General features: G+C 71.1%; 19 protein-coding genes. 10 read left to right on the top strand and 9 right to left on the bottom strand.

What is annotated here, in order from left to right:
- Nucleotides 1–78: 78 nt before the first annotated feature.
- Together LI336_RS16305 and LI336_RS16300 are read right to left on the bottom strand one after the other, a co-directional pair.
- Nucleotides 79–384 carry a hypothetical protein gene (locus LI336_RS16305; protein WP_227134205.1) on the bottom strand — a complete coding sequence of 102 codons (306 nt, stop codon included), beginning with the start codon at nucleotides 382–384 and terminating at the stop codon, nucleotides 79–81.
- 32 nt (nucleotides 385–416) lie between these two features.
- Entirely contained in the window at nucleotides 417–662 is a 246-nt protein-coding gene (locus LI336_RS16300; protein ID WP_227134204.1) for a DUF7561 family protein, read from the bottom strand.
- Nucleotides 663–806: 144 nt separating this feature from the next.
- Here LI336_RS16300 and LI336_RS16295 point away from each other — a divergent pair, with 144 nt between their 5' ends.
- Nucleotides 807–1,406, top strand: a complete 600-nt coding sequence (locus tag LI336_RS16295; RefSeq protein ID WP_227134203.1) for a DUF5789 family protein — start codon at nucleotides 807–809, stop codon at nucleotides 1,404–1,406.
- A gap of 338 nt (nucleotides 1,407–1,744) precedes the next feature.
- On the opposite strand, the gene LI336_RS16290 is transcribed toward LI336_RS16295, so the two are convergent.
- Nucleotides 1,745–2,674 (bottom strand): NAD-dependent epimerase/dehydratase family protein, encoded by a 930-nt coding sequence (locus LI336_RS16290; RefSeq protein WP_368408392.1) that lies wholly within the window; start codon nucleotides 2,672–2,674, stop codon nucleotides 1,745–1,747.
- Nucleotides 2,675–2,782: 108 nt separating this feature from the next.
- On the opposite strand from LI336_RS16290, the gene LI336_RS16285 reads away from it, so the two are divergent.
- The 4 genes from LI336_RS16285 to LI336_RS16270 all read left to right on the top strand — a co-directional run bounded on the left by LI336_RS16285 (nucleotide 2,783) and on the right by LI336_RS16270 (nucleotide 5,907).
- On the top strand, nucleotides 2,783–3,058 hold the full coding sequence (locus LI336_RS16285; RefSeq protein WP_227134202.1) for a nuclear transport factor 2 family protein: 276 nt from the start codon (nucleotides 2,783–2,785) through the stop codon (nucleotides 3,056–3,058).
- Between the two features lie 99 nt (nucleotides 3,059–3,157).
- On the top strand, nucleotides 3,158–4,075 hold the full coding sequence (locus tag LI336_RS16280) for a YkgJ family cysteine cluster protein (protein WP_227134201.1): 918 nt from the start codon (nucleotides 3,158–3,160) through the stop codon (nucleotides 4,073–4,075).
- A gap of 96 nt (nucleotides 4,076–4,171) precedes the next feature.
- Nucleotides 4,172–5,104 carry an NAD(P)H-binding protein gene (locus LI336_RS16275; protein WP_227134200.1) on the top strand — a complete coding sequence of 311 codons (933 nt, stop codon included), beginning with the start codon at nucleotides 4,172–4,174 and terminating at the stop codon, nucleotides 5,102–5,104.
- A gap of 38 nt (nucleotides 5,105–5,142) precedes the next feature.
- Nucleotides 5,143–5,907 carry a DUF7530 family protein gene (locus LI336_RS16270; RefSeq protein ID WP_227134274.1) on the top strand — a complete coding sequence of 255 codons (765 nt, stop codon included), beginning with the start codon at nucleotides 5,143–5,145 and terminating at the stop codon, nucleotides 5,905–5,907.
- Between the two features lie 84 nt (nucleotides 5,908–5,991).
- Here LI336_RS16270 and LI336_RS16265 read toward each other — a convergent pair whose 3' ends face one another.
- Nucleotides 5,992–6,165 (bottom strand): DUF5786 family protein, encoded by a 174-nt coding sequence (locus LI336_RS16265; RefSeq protein WP_227134273.1) that lies wholly within the window; start codon nucleotides 6,163–6,165, stop codon nucleotides 5,992–5,994.
- 219 nt (nucleotides 6,166–6,384) lie between these two features.
- Between LI336_RS16265 and LI336_RS16260 the strand changes: the two genes are divergently transcribed.
- From LI336_RS16260 to LI336_RS16250, 3 genes are all read left to right on the top strand, one after another.
- Nucleotides 6,385–7,401, top strand: a complete 1,017-nt coding sequence (locus tag LI336_RS16260; protein ID WP_227134199.1) for a DUF5784 family protein — start codon at nucleotides 6,385–6,387, stop codon at nucleotides 7,399–7,401.
- 157 nt (nucleotides 7,402–7,558) lie between these two features.
- A complete protein-coding gene (locus LI336_RS16255; RefSeq protein ID WP_368408391.1) occupies nucleotides 7,559–8,458 on the top strand; it encodes a tetratricopeptide repeat protein in 900 nt (299 codons plus the stop codon).
- Nucleotides 8,458–8,751, top strand: coding sequence for a DUF424 domain-containing protein (locus tag LI336_RS16250; RefSeq protein WP_227134272.1), 294 nt, complete (start codon nucleotides 8,458–8,460; stop codon nucleotides 8,749–8,751). Before LI336_RS16255 ends, LI336_RS16250 begins: the two co-directional genes overlap by 1 nt.
- Before the next feature lie 10 nt (nucleotides 8,752–8,761).
- On the opposite strand, the gene LI336_RS16245 is transcribed toward LI336_RS16250, so the two are convergent.
- Nucleotides 8,762–9,604, bottom strand: coding sequence for a high-potential iron-sulfur protein (locus LI336_RS16245; RefSeq protein ID WP_227134198.1), 843 nt, complete (start codon nucleotides 9,602–9,604; stop codon nucleotides 8,762–8,764).
- Between the two features lie 83 nt (nucleotides 9,605–9,687).
- On the opposite strand from LI336_RS16245, the gene LI336_RS16240 reads away from it, so the two are divergent.
- Nucleotides 9,688–10,047 carry a hypothetical protein gene (locus LI336_RS16240; RefSeq protein WP_227134197.1) on the top strand — a complete coding sequence of 120 codons (360 nt, stop codon included), beginning with the start codon at nucleotides 9,688–9,690 and terminating at the stop codon, nucleotides 10,045–10,047.
- A 79-nt stretch (nucleotides 10,048–10,126) separates the two neighbouring features.
- Nucleotides 10,127–10,723, top strand: coding sequence for a DJ-1/PfpI family protein (locus LI336_RS16235; protein WP_227134196.1), 597 nt, complete (start codon nucleotides 10,127–10,129; stop codon nucleotides 10,721–10,723).
- A gap of 130 nt (nucleotides 10,724–10,853) precedes the next feature.
- On the opposite strand, the gene LI336_RS16230 is transcribed toward LI336_RS16235, so the two are convergent.
- The 4 genes from LI336_RS16230 to LI336_RS16215 form a co-directional block, all read right to left on the bottom strand.
- Nucleotides 10,854–11,171: a hypothetical protein gene (locus LI336_RS16230; protein WP_227134195.1), complete on the bottom strand. Its 318-nt coding sequence runs from the start codon at nucleotides 11,169–11,171 to the stop codon at nucleotides 10,854–10,856.
- A gap of 2 nt (nucleotides 11,172–11,173) precedes the next feature.
- Nucleotides 11,174–11,695 (bottom strand): ArsR/SmtB family transcription factor, encoded by a 522-nt coding sequence (locus tag LI336_RS16225; protein ID WP_227134194.1) that lies wholly within the window; start codon nucleotides 11,693–11,695, stop codon nucleotides 11,174–11,176.
- Complete coding sequence (locus LI336_RS16220; protein ID WP_227134193.1) at nucleotides 11,667–12,908, bottom strand: hypothetical protein; 1,242 nt, start codon at nucleotides 12,906–12,908, stop codon at nucleotides 11,667–11,669. The genes LI336_RS16225 and LI336_RS16220 overlap by 29 nt, the downstream gene beginning before the upstream one ends.
- Nucleotides 12,909–13,065: 157 nt before the next feature.
- Nucleotides 13,066–16,281, bottom strand: coding sequence for a hypothetical protein (locus LI336_RS16215; protein WP_227134192.1), 3,216 nt, complete (start codon nucleotides 16,279–16,281; stop codon nucleotides 13,066–13,068).
- Nucleotides 16,282–16,344: the final 63 nt, after the last annotated feature.

The following is a 16,344-nucleotide window of genomic DNA, read 5'->3' as shown; positions in this document are numbered from 1 at the left end:
GACGCCGCGCGCAAAAGCCCTTCTTCCCGCGACCGGCACCGCGCAGCAACCGTGGCGTCGCCGTTGGCGCGCGGCGACTCACTCCTCGTCGTCGACGTCGACGCCCGGCGGGTCGCGCCACTCGTTGGCCTCGCGTCGTTCGTCCGCGGGCGTCGGCCCGTCCGGACCACTCGGCCCGCCGGGGCCCGCGAGCGCGTTCGCGACCGCCGCGCCGAGGACGATACCCAGGAGCCCGACGACCGCTGCGAGCACGAGCGGGTCGCCGGCCGCACCGAGGCCGCCCGCCGACCGCTCCAGGACCGTCACGAGGACGCCGCCGAGGACGATCGAGCCGACGACTGCGAGCGCGAGCGCGAGCACGAGCCGGCGGCGAGAGGCGACCATGTTCGCCGGTACGGGTGCGAGCGCAAACTGCGTTACGGGTCCACGCCGTCCTCGGTCGTCTCCTCGCCGCCGTCGTTCGAGGAGTCGACGTCGGGGACGTCGTCCGGCGTCGGGTCGTCGGGGAGCGCCTCGATGCAGTCGAAGCAGAGGAACTCCTCGCTGCCGTCGTCGAACTCGAGGGTCATCCCGCCGGAGGGGCCGGTGGCGGTCCACATGTCGCCGATGCCGCCGGCGACGCGGACGCGCTTCCCGCAGCCGTCGCAGGGGTCGGTCGTCACGTCTCGACGTCGGTGCTGGCGCCGCAAGTGTCTTTCTCCGGGGTGGTTCGGGTGCGCGGTGCGCCGCCGCCGTCGTCGCTGGAAGTGCTCTCGCAGTGACCGCTCGTGCACAGCGTTATGCCCAAGGATGACGTATGGTATCGAATGGCAGACAACAAGAGTGGTCGAGAGAAACAGGCGGACGACGCCGACAGACGCCAGCGCGAGCGCGACATGAAGGCGGCCGTCGCGCGCGCCGACGAGCCCGAACCACCGGTCGATCCGGCCGAGCTCGTCGAACTGGACGCGAAACTCGAGCCCGTCGCGTTCCCGGCGACAGGGCACGAGGTCGTCGCCGCGGTCGGCGACCACGAAGTCGAGTCGGCCGACGGCACGTACGCCGTCAGCGAACTCGTCCCGGACGCGGAGGTGGAGACGTTCGACTCACCCGACGCCGTCCTCAAGCGCGTCCAGCGGCCGACCGTCGCCGGCGCGATGAAGCGCGTCGTGGAGGCAGCGGCGACCCTCTCGAACCCGGAGTTCCCCGAGTCACAGCGCGATGGCTACGAGCAGACGTTCGTCGCACTCGAGGACGTCGACGCCGACGACGACGACGAACCGATCCGCGTCATCGCCGACTGGATCGTCGAGCGAATCCACGAGAAGGAGGCGCTCCCCGGGAGCCGCGACGTGCGTCGGGAAGCGGCGAAGCACTGCCGGCGGAACGGCTACCCCGTCCGCGACGACGAGTGGCTCGGCGTGTAGACCCCGCCGCGCGCGAGCGAGTCGCGTCGCTCGCACGCCGCCAGCGGTGCGTCAGTCGAACGTTGGCCCGTCGACCGCTTCCTCTTCCGCTGTCAGTCGAACGTCGGCCCGTCGACCGCTTCCTCCTCCGCTGTCAGTCGAACGTCGGCCCGTCGACCGCTTCCTCCTCCGCTGTCAGTCGAACGTCGGCCCGTCGACCGCTTCCTCCTCCGCTGTCAGTCGAACGTCGGCCCGTCGACCGCTTCCTCCTCCGCTGTCAGTCGAACGTCGGCCCGTCGACCGCTTCCTCCTCCGCTGTCAGTCGAACGTCGGCCCGTCGACCGCTTCCTCCTCCGCTGTCAGTCGAACGTTGGCCCGTCGACCGATTCGTTCCTGGCCGTTCGCCACGTGTGCGACGGCGACCAGTCGAGTTCGGATTCGGCTTTCGCCATCGAGAACGCGGACTCGTCGTCGTCGAGGTCGCAGGGGTCGGGGACGTCGCCGAGGAGGGCGTCGAAGAGCGCTCGGGTCGGGACGTCCACGAAGTTATCTTTCGCGTGACAGTTGAACGCCTCGTGGCCGTCGCGGTCGGCCTCGAGGGTCCCGACTATCATGTCCGCGACGTCCCGGACGTCGACGTACGACCAGAAGTTCCCCGTGCCGCCGCCGACGGCGCCGACGGGGTCGGCCGCCAGCGCCTCGATGTCGAACTCGTTCTGTACGTCGCAGGCGACGTACGACCCCGGGTACTGGATCCACGACGGCCGGATGGAGGTCACCGAGATGCCGTCCCGTCGCACGACCATGTCCGCGACGGTCTCGCCGAGCACCTTCGACGTCCCGTAGGGGTCCTCGGGCCGCATCGGGTGTGACTCGTCGATAGGGAGGTATTCCGGCGGGCGTATCTCCGTGGCGAACGGGAACCCGTACGCGGACTCGCTCGACGTCCATGCGACGTCCGCGCCGACGCGTCCCGCGATGTCGAGGACGTTGTACGTACTGAGGACGTTGTTCCGGAAGACGCGACTCCCGGCGTGATTCAGGGGGTCGGGGATCGCGGCGAGGTGGACGACCGCGTCCGGTCTCGTCCGGTCGAGGAGGTCGAACGTCTCGCCGCAATCGGTGAGGTCGGCGGCCCTGAAGTCCACGCCCTCGGGCCCCGCTGCCTCGGGGAGTCCCTGGTCGATGGCGAGGATATCGGCGTCCGTGTCGGCGAGTCTGTCGACGACCCACCGACCCGCACCACCCAGTGCACCCGTCACGACGACTGATTCCGGCATCGCGCTCATAGACTCGACAACCGGGTGCCGAGCCATCAAGGTTCGAGTTGCGGCACGACCGCGTGCGGTATTTCCGAGTTAGATACCCGATGAGCGTATACTTAAGTGAGCGTCGTAATGGCTTCGACAGCCGTAACGGCGGAGCGTGACGTTCGAGCGGCTTTCGACCGGTTCTACGGCGCCCTGGAGGCGATGGCGAACGGGGACGCGAGTGCGATGGCGGACGTCTGGTCGCACGACGACGACGTGACGACCATGCACCCCATCGGTGGCCGCGAGGAGGGCTGGGAGGCCGTCGAGGGGTCCTGGGACGGCGTCGCGGCAGCGAGTACGGACGAAACGGGCACCGCGACGGGCACGGGCGACGTACCATGGCTGTACTTGTTCTCGTGAGTCTTCGCGGGTGTGAGCGCTGCTGCGGCGACGCACCGATCCGATCACCGGGGGTGCGTCCGGGTGCTTTTCGTAGGGCGACGCCGTAGTGTGTGAAGTATGCGCGTGAACTGCGAGGGCTGCGCGGGCTGTTGCGTGGACTGGCGAGCGCTCTCGGCGACGCCGGACGACCACGAGCGCGTCGGCCCGGAGCGCCCGCTCGACGACGTCTACAACCTCGTGCCGCTCACTCGCGACGAGGTCCGGGACTTCGTGAACGCCGGGTTCGGGGACGCGCTCACGCCGCGGCTCTGGGAGCGCGACCCGGCGAGCGAGAACGAGTCCGACGATGCCGCATCCGGGCGCACCGTCGACGTCGACGGGTTCGACGTCGCGGCCATCGCGGGCCGCCCCGCGTTCTTCGTCGGCCTCCGCAAGCCCCCCAAGCCCGTGGCACCTGTCGGCACCGACGAGTCGACGTGGCTGCCGACGTGCGCGTTCCTCGACCCCGAATCGCTCCAGTGCCGCATCCACGGCGACGACCTGTACCCCGACGAGTGCGCGACCTACCCGGGCCGGAACCTCCTCATGGACGTGGAGTCGGTCTGCGAGCGCGTCGAGCGCGAGTTCGGCGAACCAGGCGAACGCCTCGTCGAGAAATCGGTACCCGAGGACGCCGCGCCGCTGTTCGGGCCACAGGCGCTCGGCGGGAAGGTGTTCGCGCACCCCGAGCCGGACGCGCTCGACGGACGCGTCGACCGTCTCGCGGCAGGCGAGCCGACCGACGACGACCGCGCGGAGTTCGTCGGCACGGCGGCCGCCGCCAGCCCCGGGATGCTCGACCGGAACGACGACGCCTACGAGCGCTACCGCGCTCGCGCGCTCGACGCCGACTCGTGGGTCGGCGCCGCCATCGACGACTGGCAGGCTCGCGCCGACGGCGCCGACGCGACGAACGCCGAGGACGACGCCGAGCCCGCACTCGGCGAGCGCGTCGAGGAAGCCAGGGGTGCGCCGGAGACGCCCGGCTGGGACTGACCGTCCCCGAGCGCGATATCGGCTGGTGCGCGACCGCGAGTTCGTCTCGACTGCGTTGGAGGCACCCTTAAGACGGCGGCGGCCCGACCCCGTGGTATGCGCGTGCTGGTGACCGGTGCGACGGGGTTCGTCGGCGGCGAGTTGATCCCCGCGCTCATCGCGGGCGACCACGACGTCGTCGCGCTGGTCCGGAACCGCGAGGACTACCCCGGGAACGAGGTCGAGGTCCACGAGGGCGACCTCCTCGACCCCGAGAGCCTCGAGGACGCGTTCGACGACGTCGACGTCGCGTACTACCTCGTGCACTCGATGCGGAGCGGCGAGGACTTCGCCGAGCGCGACGAGCGCGCGGCGCGGAACTTCGTCGCGGCGGCCGACGCCGCGGGCGTCGAACGCGTCGTCTACCTCGGCGGCCTCGGCGAGGAAGGCGAGGACCTCAGCGAGCACCTCGCGTCCCGTCGGAGCGTCGAACGCGTGCTCCGCGAGGGCGAGTTCGAGCTGACGACGCTACGCGCCGCCATCATCGTCGGCGCGGGCTCCGTGAGCTTCGAGATGATAACGCAGCTCGTCGGGCGACTCCCCGTGATGATAACGCCCCGGTGGGTGAACACGCCCTGTCAACCCATCGCCGTGAGCGACGTCGTCGGGTACCTCACGGGCGTCCTCAGTCGCCCGCAGACCGCCGGCGAGACCTACGAGATAGGCGGCCCGGACGTCCTCACGTACCGCGAGATGCTCGAACGTACCGCCGAAGCGATGGGGAAGCGACTGTACGTCGTCCCCGTCCCAGTGTTGACGCCGCGGCTGTCGGCGTACTGGGTGGACCTCGTCTCGAACGTCCCGAAATCGGTCGCTCACCCCCTCATCGAGGGGTTGAAGAACCCGGTCGTGGTCGAAGACGACCGGCTCGCCGACGAGATCGACGTCGCGTTGACGCCGTTCGACTCGGCGGTCCGTCGTGCGCTCTCCCGGTCGGCGAACGGGAGCGGCGGGAGTCCACTCCAGGGCGGGAGCCCCGGCCTGCAGTGACCCGCCGCTCAGACGACGCCGATGACTCGCTTCAGCCGATGGGCGACGACGCCGCGGCCGACGGCTCGCCCCAGGAGGCGTACGCCGACGCGCAGTACGGGGACGCGTGGGTGTACGAGAGCATCGTCGGCGCGCTCCCGGGCGTCGACATCGACTCCTCGACCGCCATCGGCATCCAGGTGCTCGCGTTCGAGGCGGGCGTGCTCGTCGTCGCGGCGCTGTACGGCCTGTGGGCGGGCGCCGTCGTCGGCACGGCCGCGGTCGCGGTCGCCGCCATCGGGAGCGCACTCATGCTGGCGTACGCGAGACGCATCCGCGAGCTCGACGCGCCGGAGTCCTACCGCCGGCTCCTGTTCGGGTCGAACGTCGAGGTCGTCCTGGGCGTGCTCGCGTTCGTCGCGGTCGTCACGCACCTGTTCGTGTACGATCCACGCGTCGCGACCGACCCCCTGGTCGCGACGCTCCTCGGTGACGAACCGCCGGTGCTCGCGACGTACCTGACGCTGCTCGTCCTCTGGGACGTCGTCTACCGCATCGGGACGAGCTGGTGGGCGGCGGTCGCGGCGGTCTGGCGCGCGTACACGTTCGAGTTCGACCCGGCTCGGAGTCGCGCGTTCGCTCGCGCCGACGGGTTGAACCTCGCGTTCGCCGCGGTCCAGCTGGTGTTCGTACCGTTCGTCCTCGACCGGCCGGTGCTGCTCGTCGTGCTGCTCGGGCACGTGCTCGCGGTGGCGGCGGCGACGGCGCTCTCGGTCGGGCTGACGCTCGCCGGCGTCGACGACGGAAGCGCGCTCTCGACGTGAGCCAGTCGCTCGATGCGAGGAGAGTGCTGCGGCTGGCGACGGTGGCGTCGAATCGTCCTCCGCGACGTCCCCTGGGCGTCGCGGTTACTCGTCTTGGAGTTCCTTGAACTGGTCGAGGAGTTCCTCGGTGGATTCGCCCGAGTCGTACTCGACCTGGCCGTGGTATACCGTCCGCTCGTCGTCGAAGTCCGCGTCGACGTGCGTCGACTTCTCCTCGCGGCGTTCGTATTCGTCCTCGTCGTAAGCACCCATCGACATGGTAACCATCAGCATGCTAGGGGAGGTCTTCATTTGAACCTGTCGGCGGTATGGACTCACATGGCATGAAATGGAAAGGTGATGCCGCTCTCCTCGACCGTCTCCGTAGCCCCACTGGCTTCGCGACGCGCTCGAACCGTCGCGACCGTCGACAGGTCCGCGGTCGAAGAGCGCGCGCATGCCGTGGCTCTCATGTGGCAGGGGGGCGTACCGGGGGACGTGGCACGCCCCCTTCGCTTCCGGTACTCGCAGGGCCGCTGGACCGACCAGCAGGTCCACGAGCAGCTGTTCTCCGACCTCGACGACAACCTCGGTGCGACCGAGACCACGCCCCACTACCAGCCACCGAACGGCTGGACGGGCGTGCGGTTCGAGATGGACAACGGCGACGTCGCGCTGTTCTGTTACGACGACAGCCAGGCGTACTGGCTCGGGAACACCGAGACGCCGAGCGCGCTCTGGCGGACCGACAAACGCGACTGGGACGACGTCCCGTACCCGATCTACCGATGGGCGCAGCGCGAACTCCTCGCCGACCTCGAAGTCGAAGCCCCCTGGACGGCGGACTACCCGCACGTCGCGTGGTTCTTCCTCCCCGTCCTCATGAGCAAGGACGGTCGACACACGACCCGGGCGTTCCTCTCGGAGCACGCCTGCGGGTTCCCGGACACCGACCGCGAGGACGCGCTCGCGTTCCTCGAACGCGTGCTCAAGACGGGCGTCCTCGACGACGAACGACACGTGATGGCGGGGAAGCTCGGGACGAGCGAGTACCTCGACCTGACGCGGATGGCGTCGGCGATCGCGGAGTACGTCGCCGCGTGGATACTCACCGAAGCGGGCTACGACGTCGTCCCCGAGATCGACGTCGCGGGCGGGTACAGTCTCGACTACCGCGCGATCTCGCCGGACGGCACGAGCAACCTCGTCGAGGTGACGCGGCCGCTCCCGCCCCAGGAGCGCTCCGCGAACAGTCCCGTCGCGGCCATCCGCGAGACCGCGCAGACGAAGACCACCGGCCAGCTCGAAGCCCACGGCGGCGGCGTGACGCTGTTCGTCGACTGCTCGAGCTACCACGACGACCAGTGGGCGGCCGTCCGCGGCGAACGCCCGGACGTCCACCACAAGCCCGCGCTCGTCTACCGCGTCCGCCACGACGGCAGCGTCGAGGGCTACACCAAGGGCTCGGTACCGCTCGACCTCGACGGCGTCGTCGACGTCGTCGCACGCGACTGACTGGCCCGCTCGACCTCGACGGCGACCGGGAGCTCGTGGCGTGGTAACCGGTTCCGAACCCCCTTCGTTTCGACTGGAGATACGCACGAGGGCGTCGCGTCGACGGCTGACGCCCCGAGCGAAGGGCTTACCCGCGCTCGTCGCCAAACCCACTTCCATGACCGAGGAGAACCCCGACCGCAAGCACGAGTACTCCTCCGGCCAGGGGTTCGACGACCCCTACGCCGAGTTCGACATCGACCCGCCGGAGCTCGACGTCGACCCGAACAAGGTCGACCCCGTCGACAGCCGCGTCGTCACCGACCTCCTCGACCGGGCGAACACGAACGCGGACGCGGTCGACGCCGAGGAACTCCTGGACGTCGGCCTGAACTACGTCGCCATCAACCGCTACGAGCAAGCCGTCGACACGTTCCAGCGCGTCGCCCAGTTCACCGACGACGACGCGCTCGCCCAGGAGGGCTGGGTGAACAAGGGCGCGGCCCACGCCGAACTCGAGGAGTGGGACAAGGCCATCGGCGCGTACCAGGAGGCGCTGAGTATCGACGACGACTCCGAGCACGCGGCGAGCGCGGAGACGAACCTCGCGTACGCGCTCTGGGAGTCCGGGGACGTCTCGCGGGCGCTCGAGCACTCCGAGCGCGCCGTCGAGATCGACGACCGGTTCGGGCAGGCGTGGTACAACCGCGGGTTCTTCCTCGCGGAGCGCGGGCTCTCCGAGGACGCCGTGCAGTGCTTCGACAACGCCATCCGCCTCGGGATGCGGAACTCGCAGATACTCGAGGAGAAGGCGCGGGCGCTCGAGGACATGGGCGAGGACGAGCGCGCCGAGGAGGTCGCCGCGGAGGCCGAGGAGCTCCGCGAGGACATGGAGCAGCAGATGGTCGAGGAGCAGGTCGGACAGGCACCCGGCGGGGCGCCCGAGGGGCTGCGTGGCGAGGACCCGCGTCCCGACCCGAGCGAGGACCCACGGGTCGACGGCGACGACCCGCTCGGTGGTGGCCGGGACGGGCGAGACGACCGTCGGGGTGGTCCCGGCGGCGGTGGTCCGCTGTGATACTCCTCAGCGAACGCGAGACGACCGAGGGGTTGCTCGTCGCGGCGTGCGACGCGGACCTGCTCGGTGAGACGTTCGAGGACGGCGAGATATCGCTGACGGTCACCGAGGAGTTCTACGGCGGCGACGAGGTCGACCCGGCGGCGGCGGTCGCCGCCGTCCGGCGCGCGGACGTCGCGAACCTCGTCGGCATCGAGACCGTCGGGGCCGCGGTCGACGCCGGCGTCGTCGACGAGACGACGGTGCTCGAGGTCGAGGATACCCTGCACGCGCAGGTTCTGCGACTCGGGTAGGCGCGGCCGCTCATCCCTCGCTGACGTGCTCCCAGATGACGCACCAGTCCTCAGTGGCGACGAACCCTTCGACGGCGGCGCACGCCCCCCAGCCGTCGCCGTTCTGGTCGGGGACGAACTCCGCGCAGTTCCCGCAGGACTGCCCGGGTTCGGCGTCGCCGTCCGCTAACGCTTCGACGGACTCCTTGAGTTCGACGTCCGCCTGCGCGCTGAGCTGGTCGGGGTTGCGCGTCTCGTCGCCCTGCGACGTCGCCGTCCGGTACGCCTCGGGGACCTCGGCGGTCGCGAGGTCCGACTTGCTCATGCCCTCGGGGACCGACGGTTCGGGGAGTGACTCGTAGATCGAGCACCAGTCGCCGCCGTCGACGTACCCCTCGACCTCGGCGCACGCGCCGAACCGGTCGCCGTTCTTGTCGGGGATGTAGTCCGCGCAGTTCGCACAGCACCGGCCGGGTTGGTGCGTCGGCTGGTCGAGGGCGTCGTCGTACTCGGAGAACTTCACGTTCGCCTTCGGTTGCAGGTCGTTCGGGTCGCGCGTCTCACCGCCGATGGAGACCGCGGTCCGGTACGCCTCGGGGACGGGTCCGCGCTCGAACGCCTCCTCGGAGACCCCCTCGGGGCGTTCGTCGTCCCCGTCCTCCTCATCGTCATCGTCCTCGTCCGGTGGTTCGTCTGTCTCCGGTTCGGTCTCGGTGTCGGTGTCGCCGTTCCCGCTGAGACACCCAGTCAGTGAGACGAGACCGCCGGTCGTTCCGGCGGCCGCGGCGAGGTATCGCCTGCGAGCGAGGAGGGCGAACACGTCGCTTCGATCGTCACCGTCGCCCCCAGAATCGTGTGTGGTATTATCTTGCATGCGTTTGGATAGACGGTACTATACATCATTATTGTTCGGCATGTTTAGGCGACGGACGCCTTCCCGAGTCGAACGGTCTGGCGATGGACGGGCGGAAGGTCATCGCTGTCGGCGTCGTGGCGGTCTGTGTGAACGCCGTCCTCGGGTTCGTCTCCGAGACGGCGACGCTGCTCGCGGTCACGCCGGTCGGCATCCTGGTCTACCTCGTGGTCGGCGTCGCGCTCCCACAGCTCGCGGTCTACCGGCGAACCGCCTCGGCGGGCGCGCTCGGTGCGAGCGTCCTCGTCGGCGTTCTGAGTGGGGTCGTCCTCGTCGCCGCACTGCTCGATGGTGGCCTCTGGATCGACTGGGGCAGTGGGTTCGCGACCCTGCTGCTTCTCGCCCTGCTGGGCGCCCTCCTCGGTGCGTCCGGGCGCGAGTTCGTCGACGGCTACCGGAACTGAGGACTATCCCTGCCCGTCGAACCGACCGCGACACGCAGTTTTACCTCCCACGACGACGTAGTCTCGCGTGGTGTCACCAATGCCCAAGAAAATACTGATGATCGTCGGCGACTTCGGGGAGGACCTCGAGATCATGGTGCCGTTCCAGGCACTGGACATGCTCGGCCACGACGTCCACGCCGTCTGCCCGGAGAAGGAAGCGGGAGAGAAGATCAAGACAGCGGTCCACGACTTCCGTGGCGACCAGACGTACCTCGAGGAGCGCGGGCACGACTTCGAACTGAACGCCACGATGAGCGACGTCGACCCCGCGGACTACGACGCCCTCGTCGTCCCCGGCGGCCGCGCCCCCGAGTACCTCCGGTCGTACGAGTCGGTGCTCGATACCGTCCGGCACTTCTTCGACGCCGACAAGCCCGTCGCCGCCATCTGTCACGGCCCGCAGATACTCGCCGCCGCCGACGTCCTGGACGGCTACGAGATGACGAGCTACCCGGCCGTCCAGGCCGAGGTCGAGGGCGCAGGCTGCTCGTGGGTCGACGAGGTCACGACCGACAAGAACCTCGTCACCGCGCAAGCGTGGCCCGACCACGCCGAGTGGCTCCGCCAGTTCATGACGCTCCTGGGCGACGAGATCGCACACGACGACGCCGCGGTCGCCGCCGACGACGACTGAACCGCCAGCAATCAGCCATTTTTTACGGTGTCTCGCGCTCGTCGTCCCCGCCGCTGGCGAGTGGTCCGCCTATCACCGCAAGTGACGACGAAGCCGAGGACGGAGACGCAATCGTGACGGCCAGGCACCGTCACTCGTCGATGACGAGCGAGTACGCGATCGCGCACAGCCCCGTGAACTGGAGGGTGCGGACGGCGAGCAGCACGACGTTCTGCTGGAGGAGCGAGATGACGTGGAACCGGACGAGCGCCGACCCGAGGAGCGCGGTGAAGTACGCCGCCCCGAACAGGAGTATCATTCCGCCCGAGAGGAACAGCATCTGTCGGCTGCGGTCCCGGAGCACGCCGCGGAGCGCGAGCATCGCGATGAACAGCCCGACGACGGCGGACCCGGCGGCGAGCGCGAGCGTGGCGAGTTCGACGACCGCGTAGGGGAGAAGTGGTGCCATGGTCAGAACTTCCTCCAGAGACGCTGCAGTTCGTCGGTCATGTCGCGGTCCATCCGCGCGACCTCGTGTTCGAGCGCGCCGTCGCGGAGCCGGACCTCGAAGCTGTCGAGGGTCGCGACGTAGACGGCGTCGTGGTGCCCGTCGCGGCGCGCACGCGTCTCCTCGCGCACCAGGTCGGCGGCGACGAGTTCCTCGACGCGGCGCGATACCGTCTGCAGCGAGGCGTCGCAGCCCTCGGCGAGTTCGCTCTTGGACTTCGGGTCGACGCTCGTCGCCGCGAGGATGCGCTGGACGTGCTCGTCCGCGAGCAGGTCCGCGACGGTCGACAGGTCGGCGTCCTCCGTCGTGCTGCTTGGATCGGTCGACAGGTCAGCGTCCTCCGTCGTGCTGCTTGAATCGGTCGACAGGTCGGCGGGGTCGGTCATGCTACTGGGGAGGGTCGGCGTGGGCGGTTCGCGTCGGTCGGTCGTCCCGTCCCGACGCGTCGGTCGGCGGTCACGTATCGCTGTCGTTTGCTGGCTCATAGCTGAACAGGAGCGATCGGCTGTGTTCGTCCTGACTGTACGTGAACTCGAGGGCGTCGTCGGACAGGTCGGCCGTCGCGAACGCGAGTTCGTCGCCTGGTTCGAGCGTCGACCCCGACGCTGGTGGGTTCCGGAGCGCCTCGGTGGGGCGGAACTCGGCGCGGTCGACCGGGACGGGTTCGCCCGCGTCGTGGCTGACCGTTATCGTATCCGAGCCCTCGTCGACGCCCCACGTGACGAACGGCAACGAGCGGTAGTCGTCGGCGTCGTCGCCGTCCATGTACGCGCTCTCGTCGAGCTGGAGCGCGACGCGAACGAACGGGTCGTCGACGGTGACGTCGACGCGCGACGCCCGTTCGCCGCGCGCGATGCCGCTGATCTGGCGTTTGACCTCGCCGCGCGACGGCGTCTCGCCGTCGGCGAACACGTGGTCGTAGACGAAGTACGCCGAGGTTCCGTCGAACGTGAACCAGAGGCCGCTGGCGAGGTCGCCGTCGACGAGGCCGAACCCGTCGAGGACGGACGGCGGTGCCCCGACGCGGTCGGTGTACGCCGCGAACGTCTCGTCGACCTCGTGGCGGCGGTCGACGCGGCCAGCCCCGGCGTCCGCGAGTCGCTGCGCTTTCGCCCGCCGATGCTCGCCGCTCGCGTGAACGAGTGCGTCGTCGGACACGGCAACGAGCCGGTCGACGTCCGTGCGGTCGTACACGTCGTACTCGCGGTAGCCGTCCGCGCGCTCGTAGTTCGTCTCGGCAAGCGCCCGCTCGACGGTGCCGCGGTCGACGGCGCCCTCGGCGACGGTGCCGATTGGGCCGACGCTGACGACGTCGTCGTACGCCTCGAACGGATACCCGACGTAGTCCATCGACGCGTGTGCGACGTTCCGCCCGATGTCGAACGGCCGACCGAGTTCGGCGGCACCGAGTTCGCCGGGGGTCGCGTACGTCCAGTTCCCGTACGGGTCGTCCTCGTCCGCCGCCTCGAGCGATGGCAGTTCGGCTTCGGCGGGGAACCACCGCCGATAGTCGGGAGTGTCGTCATCGCGTCCGGGGAGGTCGACGTCCCCGTACCGTATCGCCCGGCTCGCCGGTGGCAGGAGGTTCGTGCAGCCGGCGCTCGCAGCGGCGGCGCCCGCGGCGAGGACCCCACCGGTTCGACGCAGCACCTGGCGGCGGGACCGACCACCCGCGCCGTCGTCCACTGTCTGTCGCATCGTGAACGTGGTTCTCGTCACGCGGTCATATAGACGGGGACCGACGCTGACGACCCTGGAACCCGGAGAAAGGATTAAACGATCGGCCCCGGTTGGGGCGGCGACTCGCGTGCGCGGACCCGTGGTCGCGGGCGATGCGACGAACCGGGTGGGTGATTCAGGGGAGGCGGTCGGTGAGCGTCGACAGGACGCCCTCGAGGACGCGCCGGGGGGAGGTGCGGGCGAACCGGGCGTCGTCGGCGTCGGTGTCGTCGCCCGCGTCGTCGGGAGCGTTCGCGGGGGCGTCGCGGACGGCAATCGCTGCGTCGCGGACGCGCTCGGGGCCGTGCGTTCGGCGTTCTTCGAGCGCGTCGGCGTACGCGTCCGCGTCGACGCGACCGACGACGCGCATCGCGGCGACCTGCACGCGCGGGTCGGCGTGCGTGAGGCGTTGCGCGACGGCGTCGAGGCCGCCGGGCGAGATGGCGCCGGGTGCGGCGGTCGCGACCGCGGCGAGTGCGCGACAGACGGGCGCGGTCACGGCCGGGTCGTCGTCGAGCGCGTCCACGAGACGGCCGACGAGCGAGGCGGCCGCGGTCGGGTCGCGTTCGGTGATCGCGGCGACCGCGCGGGCGCTGGCGGCGCGGACGACGACCGCGTCGTCCGCGAGCGCGTCCACGAGATGGCGCGGACACGTCGTCTCGAAGGTCCCGGTGGCGAGCGCGGCGACCGCGCGAACCGCGGGGCGGTCGTCGTCGTTGTTGGCGGCGAGCGTCCTGGCGATTCCCCCGGTGTCGGCGTCGCTGGCGCCGCGAGCGCGCACGTACGCTGCGAGGTCCGCGAACCACGCGTCCGCCTCGTCCACGTCACCGTCTGGCCCCGACAGGGCGACGTCCGCGACGGCCCCAGGGTGGGTTGTCGCGACCGACGCGAGCGCGACCGCGGCGTGAGGGCGCACGTCGTCGGCCGCAGCGTCCACGAGTGCGGCGACGTCACCGGCGACGGCGCGGGCGTCGTCCGGGCGGGCGAGCGCGTGCCGGCCGAGTTCCCGCGCGGCGCGCTCGCGGACGTCCGGGTTCGCCGCGTCGGCGTAGTCGAGCAGGACGCCCGTCGCCGTGGTCGCGTCCTCGCGGTCCCGTGCGACGACGGCGAGCGTGCGCGTCGCCCGACGACGCACCACCGGGTCTGGGCTGACGGTCGCGTCCGTGAGCGCCGACGGGTCCGCGACCAGCGGTTCGAACGACGCCATCGCCGCGACCGCGAGCGTCGCCCGCGGGTCGTCGTCCGCGACGCGCACGAGGAGCCGGTTCAGCGGGGTGCGGTCGGCGACCGCGAGCGACGCCAGCGTTCGCGCCGCCGCAGCGCGGACGATGTCGTCGGTCACGGCCGCGGTGAGTGCACGCGTCGCGACCGCGAGTTCGCCGTCGGAGAGCGTGACGTGCGAGAGCGCACTCGCGGCCCGACGACGCTCGTCGGGCGTCGCGTCCTCGACGCGGTCGAGGAGGAACGCGACGAACGGGCGGACGTCCCTGGGCGCGTCGACGTCGTTCGCGACTGCGACCGCGTCGAGCGCGCTCGCGGCGCAGTCGCTCGTGGCCGTGGTGTCGTCGAGCGCGTCCACGAGTCCCTCGACGACGCGCGGACGGTCGACGGCGCTCGGGGCGTCGGTCGCGATCGACGCGAGCGCGCACGCGGCCCCCTCGCGGACCGCGGCAGCGTCGTCGGCGAGCGCGTCCACGAGTGCGGGGACGGCCGGAACGAGGTCGTAGGGCGTCTCCTCGGCGAGCGCGACGACGTCCGCGGCGGCGGCGGTCCGGATCGCGGTCGCGTCGTCGTCGAGGCGCGCGACCAGTCGCTCCTGGGTCGGCGAGAGCGTCGGCGTCGCGCGCCCGGCGGCCGCGGCGAGTTCGCTCGCCGCGAACCCCGCCGTCCACGCGTCGTCGGCCGCGAGCGAATCCGCGAGCGCGTCCACGTCCACCGCGACGGGCGCGTCACGGGCGACCGACGCGACCGCGTCCGCGAGCGGTTCGCGGACGCCAGCGACGACGAGGTGCGCGGCGACGTCCTGGACGTGGGGCGCGACCGCCGACGGTGCCGCGGTCGCGACCGCGGCGACCGCCTCGGCGAGCGGTTCCCGGACCGCGGGGTCGTCGTCGAGGCCGGCGACGAGGACGTCAACGGCGTCGGCGACCGCGGTCGGTCTCTCGTTCGCGACCGCGGCGAGCGCGTCCGCGACCGCGTCCCGGACGGCAGCGTCCGCGTCCCCGAGTGCGTCCGCGAGGTCGGCGACGAACGGCGCGACCACGGTCGCGTCCTGTGCCGCCAGCACGGCGAGTGCGTTCGCGGTCGCACACCTGACGTCGACGCACTCGTCGCCGAGGTGCGCGGCGAGCGACGGTGGTGCCGCGGCGACGGCGTCGCGGTCGGTCGCCGCGACCGCGGCGAGCGCGTGAGCGGCGTCGACGCGAACCGCGGGGTCGGTCGCGTCGAGGTGCGAGACGAGCGCGTCCGTGCTCGCCGCGACTCGACCGGGTGCGACGTCGGCGACCGCGGCGAGTGCCGACGTGGCGTGCCCGCTGACCGCGCGGTCGTCGTCGTCGAGTGCGGCCTCGACGAGCGACGCGTGGTCGGTGATCGCGTCGGGCTGGGTCGGTGCGACGGTCGCGAGTGCCGCCGTCAGGTCCCGACGCACCACCGGCGGGCCGGCGGCGACGCCGTTGGCGACCGGGGTGGCGACCGCGGCGACCGCTGCCGGGTCGACCGCGGCGACGCTCGCGAGCGCTCGTGCCGCGTCCACGGGGGCGAACGCGAGCGCCCCGGCGAGCGCGTCCGTCGCCGGTGCGACCGCGTCCGGGTCCGCGGTCGCGACGTCGGCGAGCGCGCGCACCGCGACGACGCTCTCCGCCTCGTCGAGGTGTGCTGCGAGTGCGTCCGCGACGCGAGCCACGCTCGCCGGGTCGTGTGCTGCGACGGACGCGAGCGCGTCGACGGCAGCCGCCGAGACGTCCGCGCGGTCGTCGGCGAGTGCGGCCGCGAGCGCGTCCACGTCCTCGACGAACGCGCCGGGGTCGGCCACGGCGAGCGTCGCGACCGCCTCCGCGCACCGCACCCGCACCCGGCCGTGGTCGTCCTCGAACCGCGAGAGCAGGTCGTCGCGGGCGCGCTGCACGTCCCGCGGCGAGTCCGCCGCGAGCGCGCCGAGTTGTCGAGCGGCGTACGCGCGAACGTCCGCGTCGCCCGCCGCGAGGAACGACGTCAACCGGTCGGTGCTGACGACGACGCCGAACGCCTCCCCGGTCCCGACGGGGGCGGGTGACGGCCCGCCGTCCTCTGTCACTCGTTCCTCCCCGACGTCGCCTTCGGTGCCCGAGACCGAGTCCTCAGCGGAGAACACGCCCCCTCACCCTGGTTACCAGTCTGCACCCGGAACGCGTCGAATACTGCATGATTAGATCAG

It is taken from the genome of Halorubellus salinus (genome assembly GCF_020567525.1).
Lineage (GTDB): Archaea > Halobacteriota > Halobacteria > Halobacteriales > Natrialbaceae > Halorubellus > Halorubellus salinus.
This window is presented reverse-complemented; position numbering and strand designations above follow the sequence as displayed.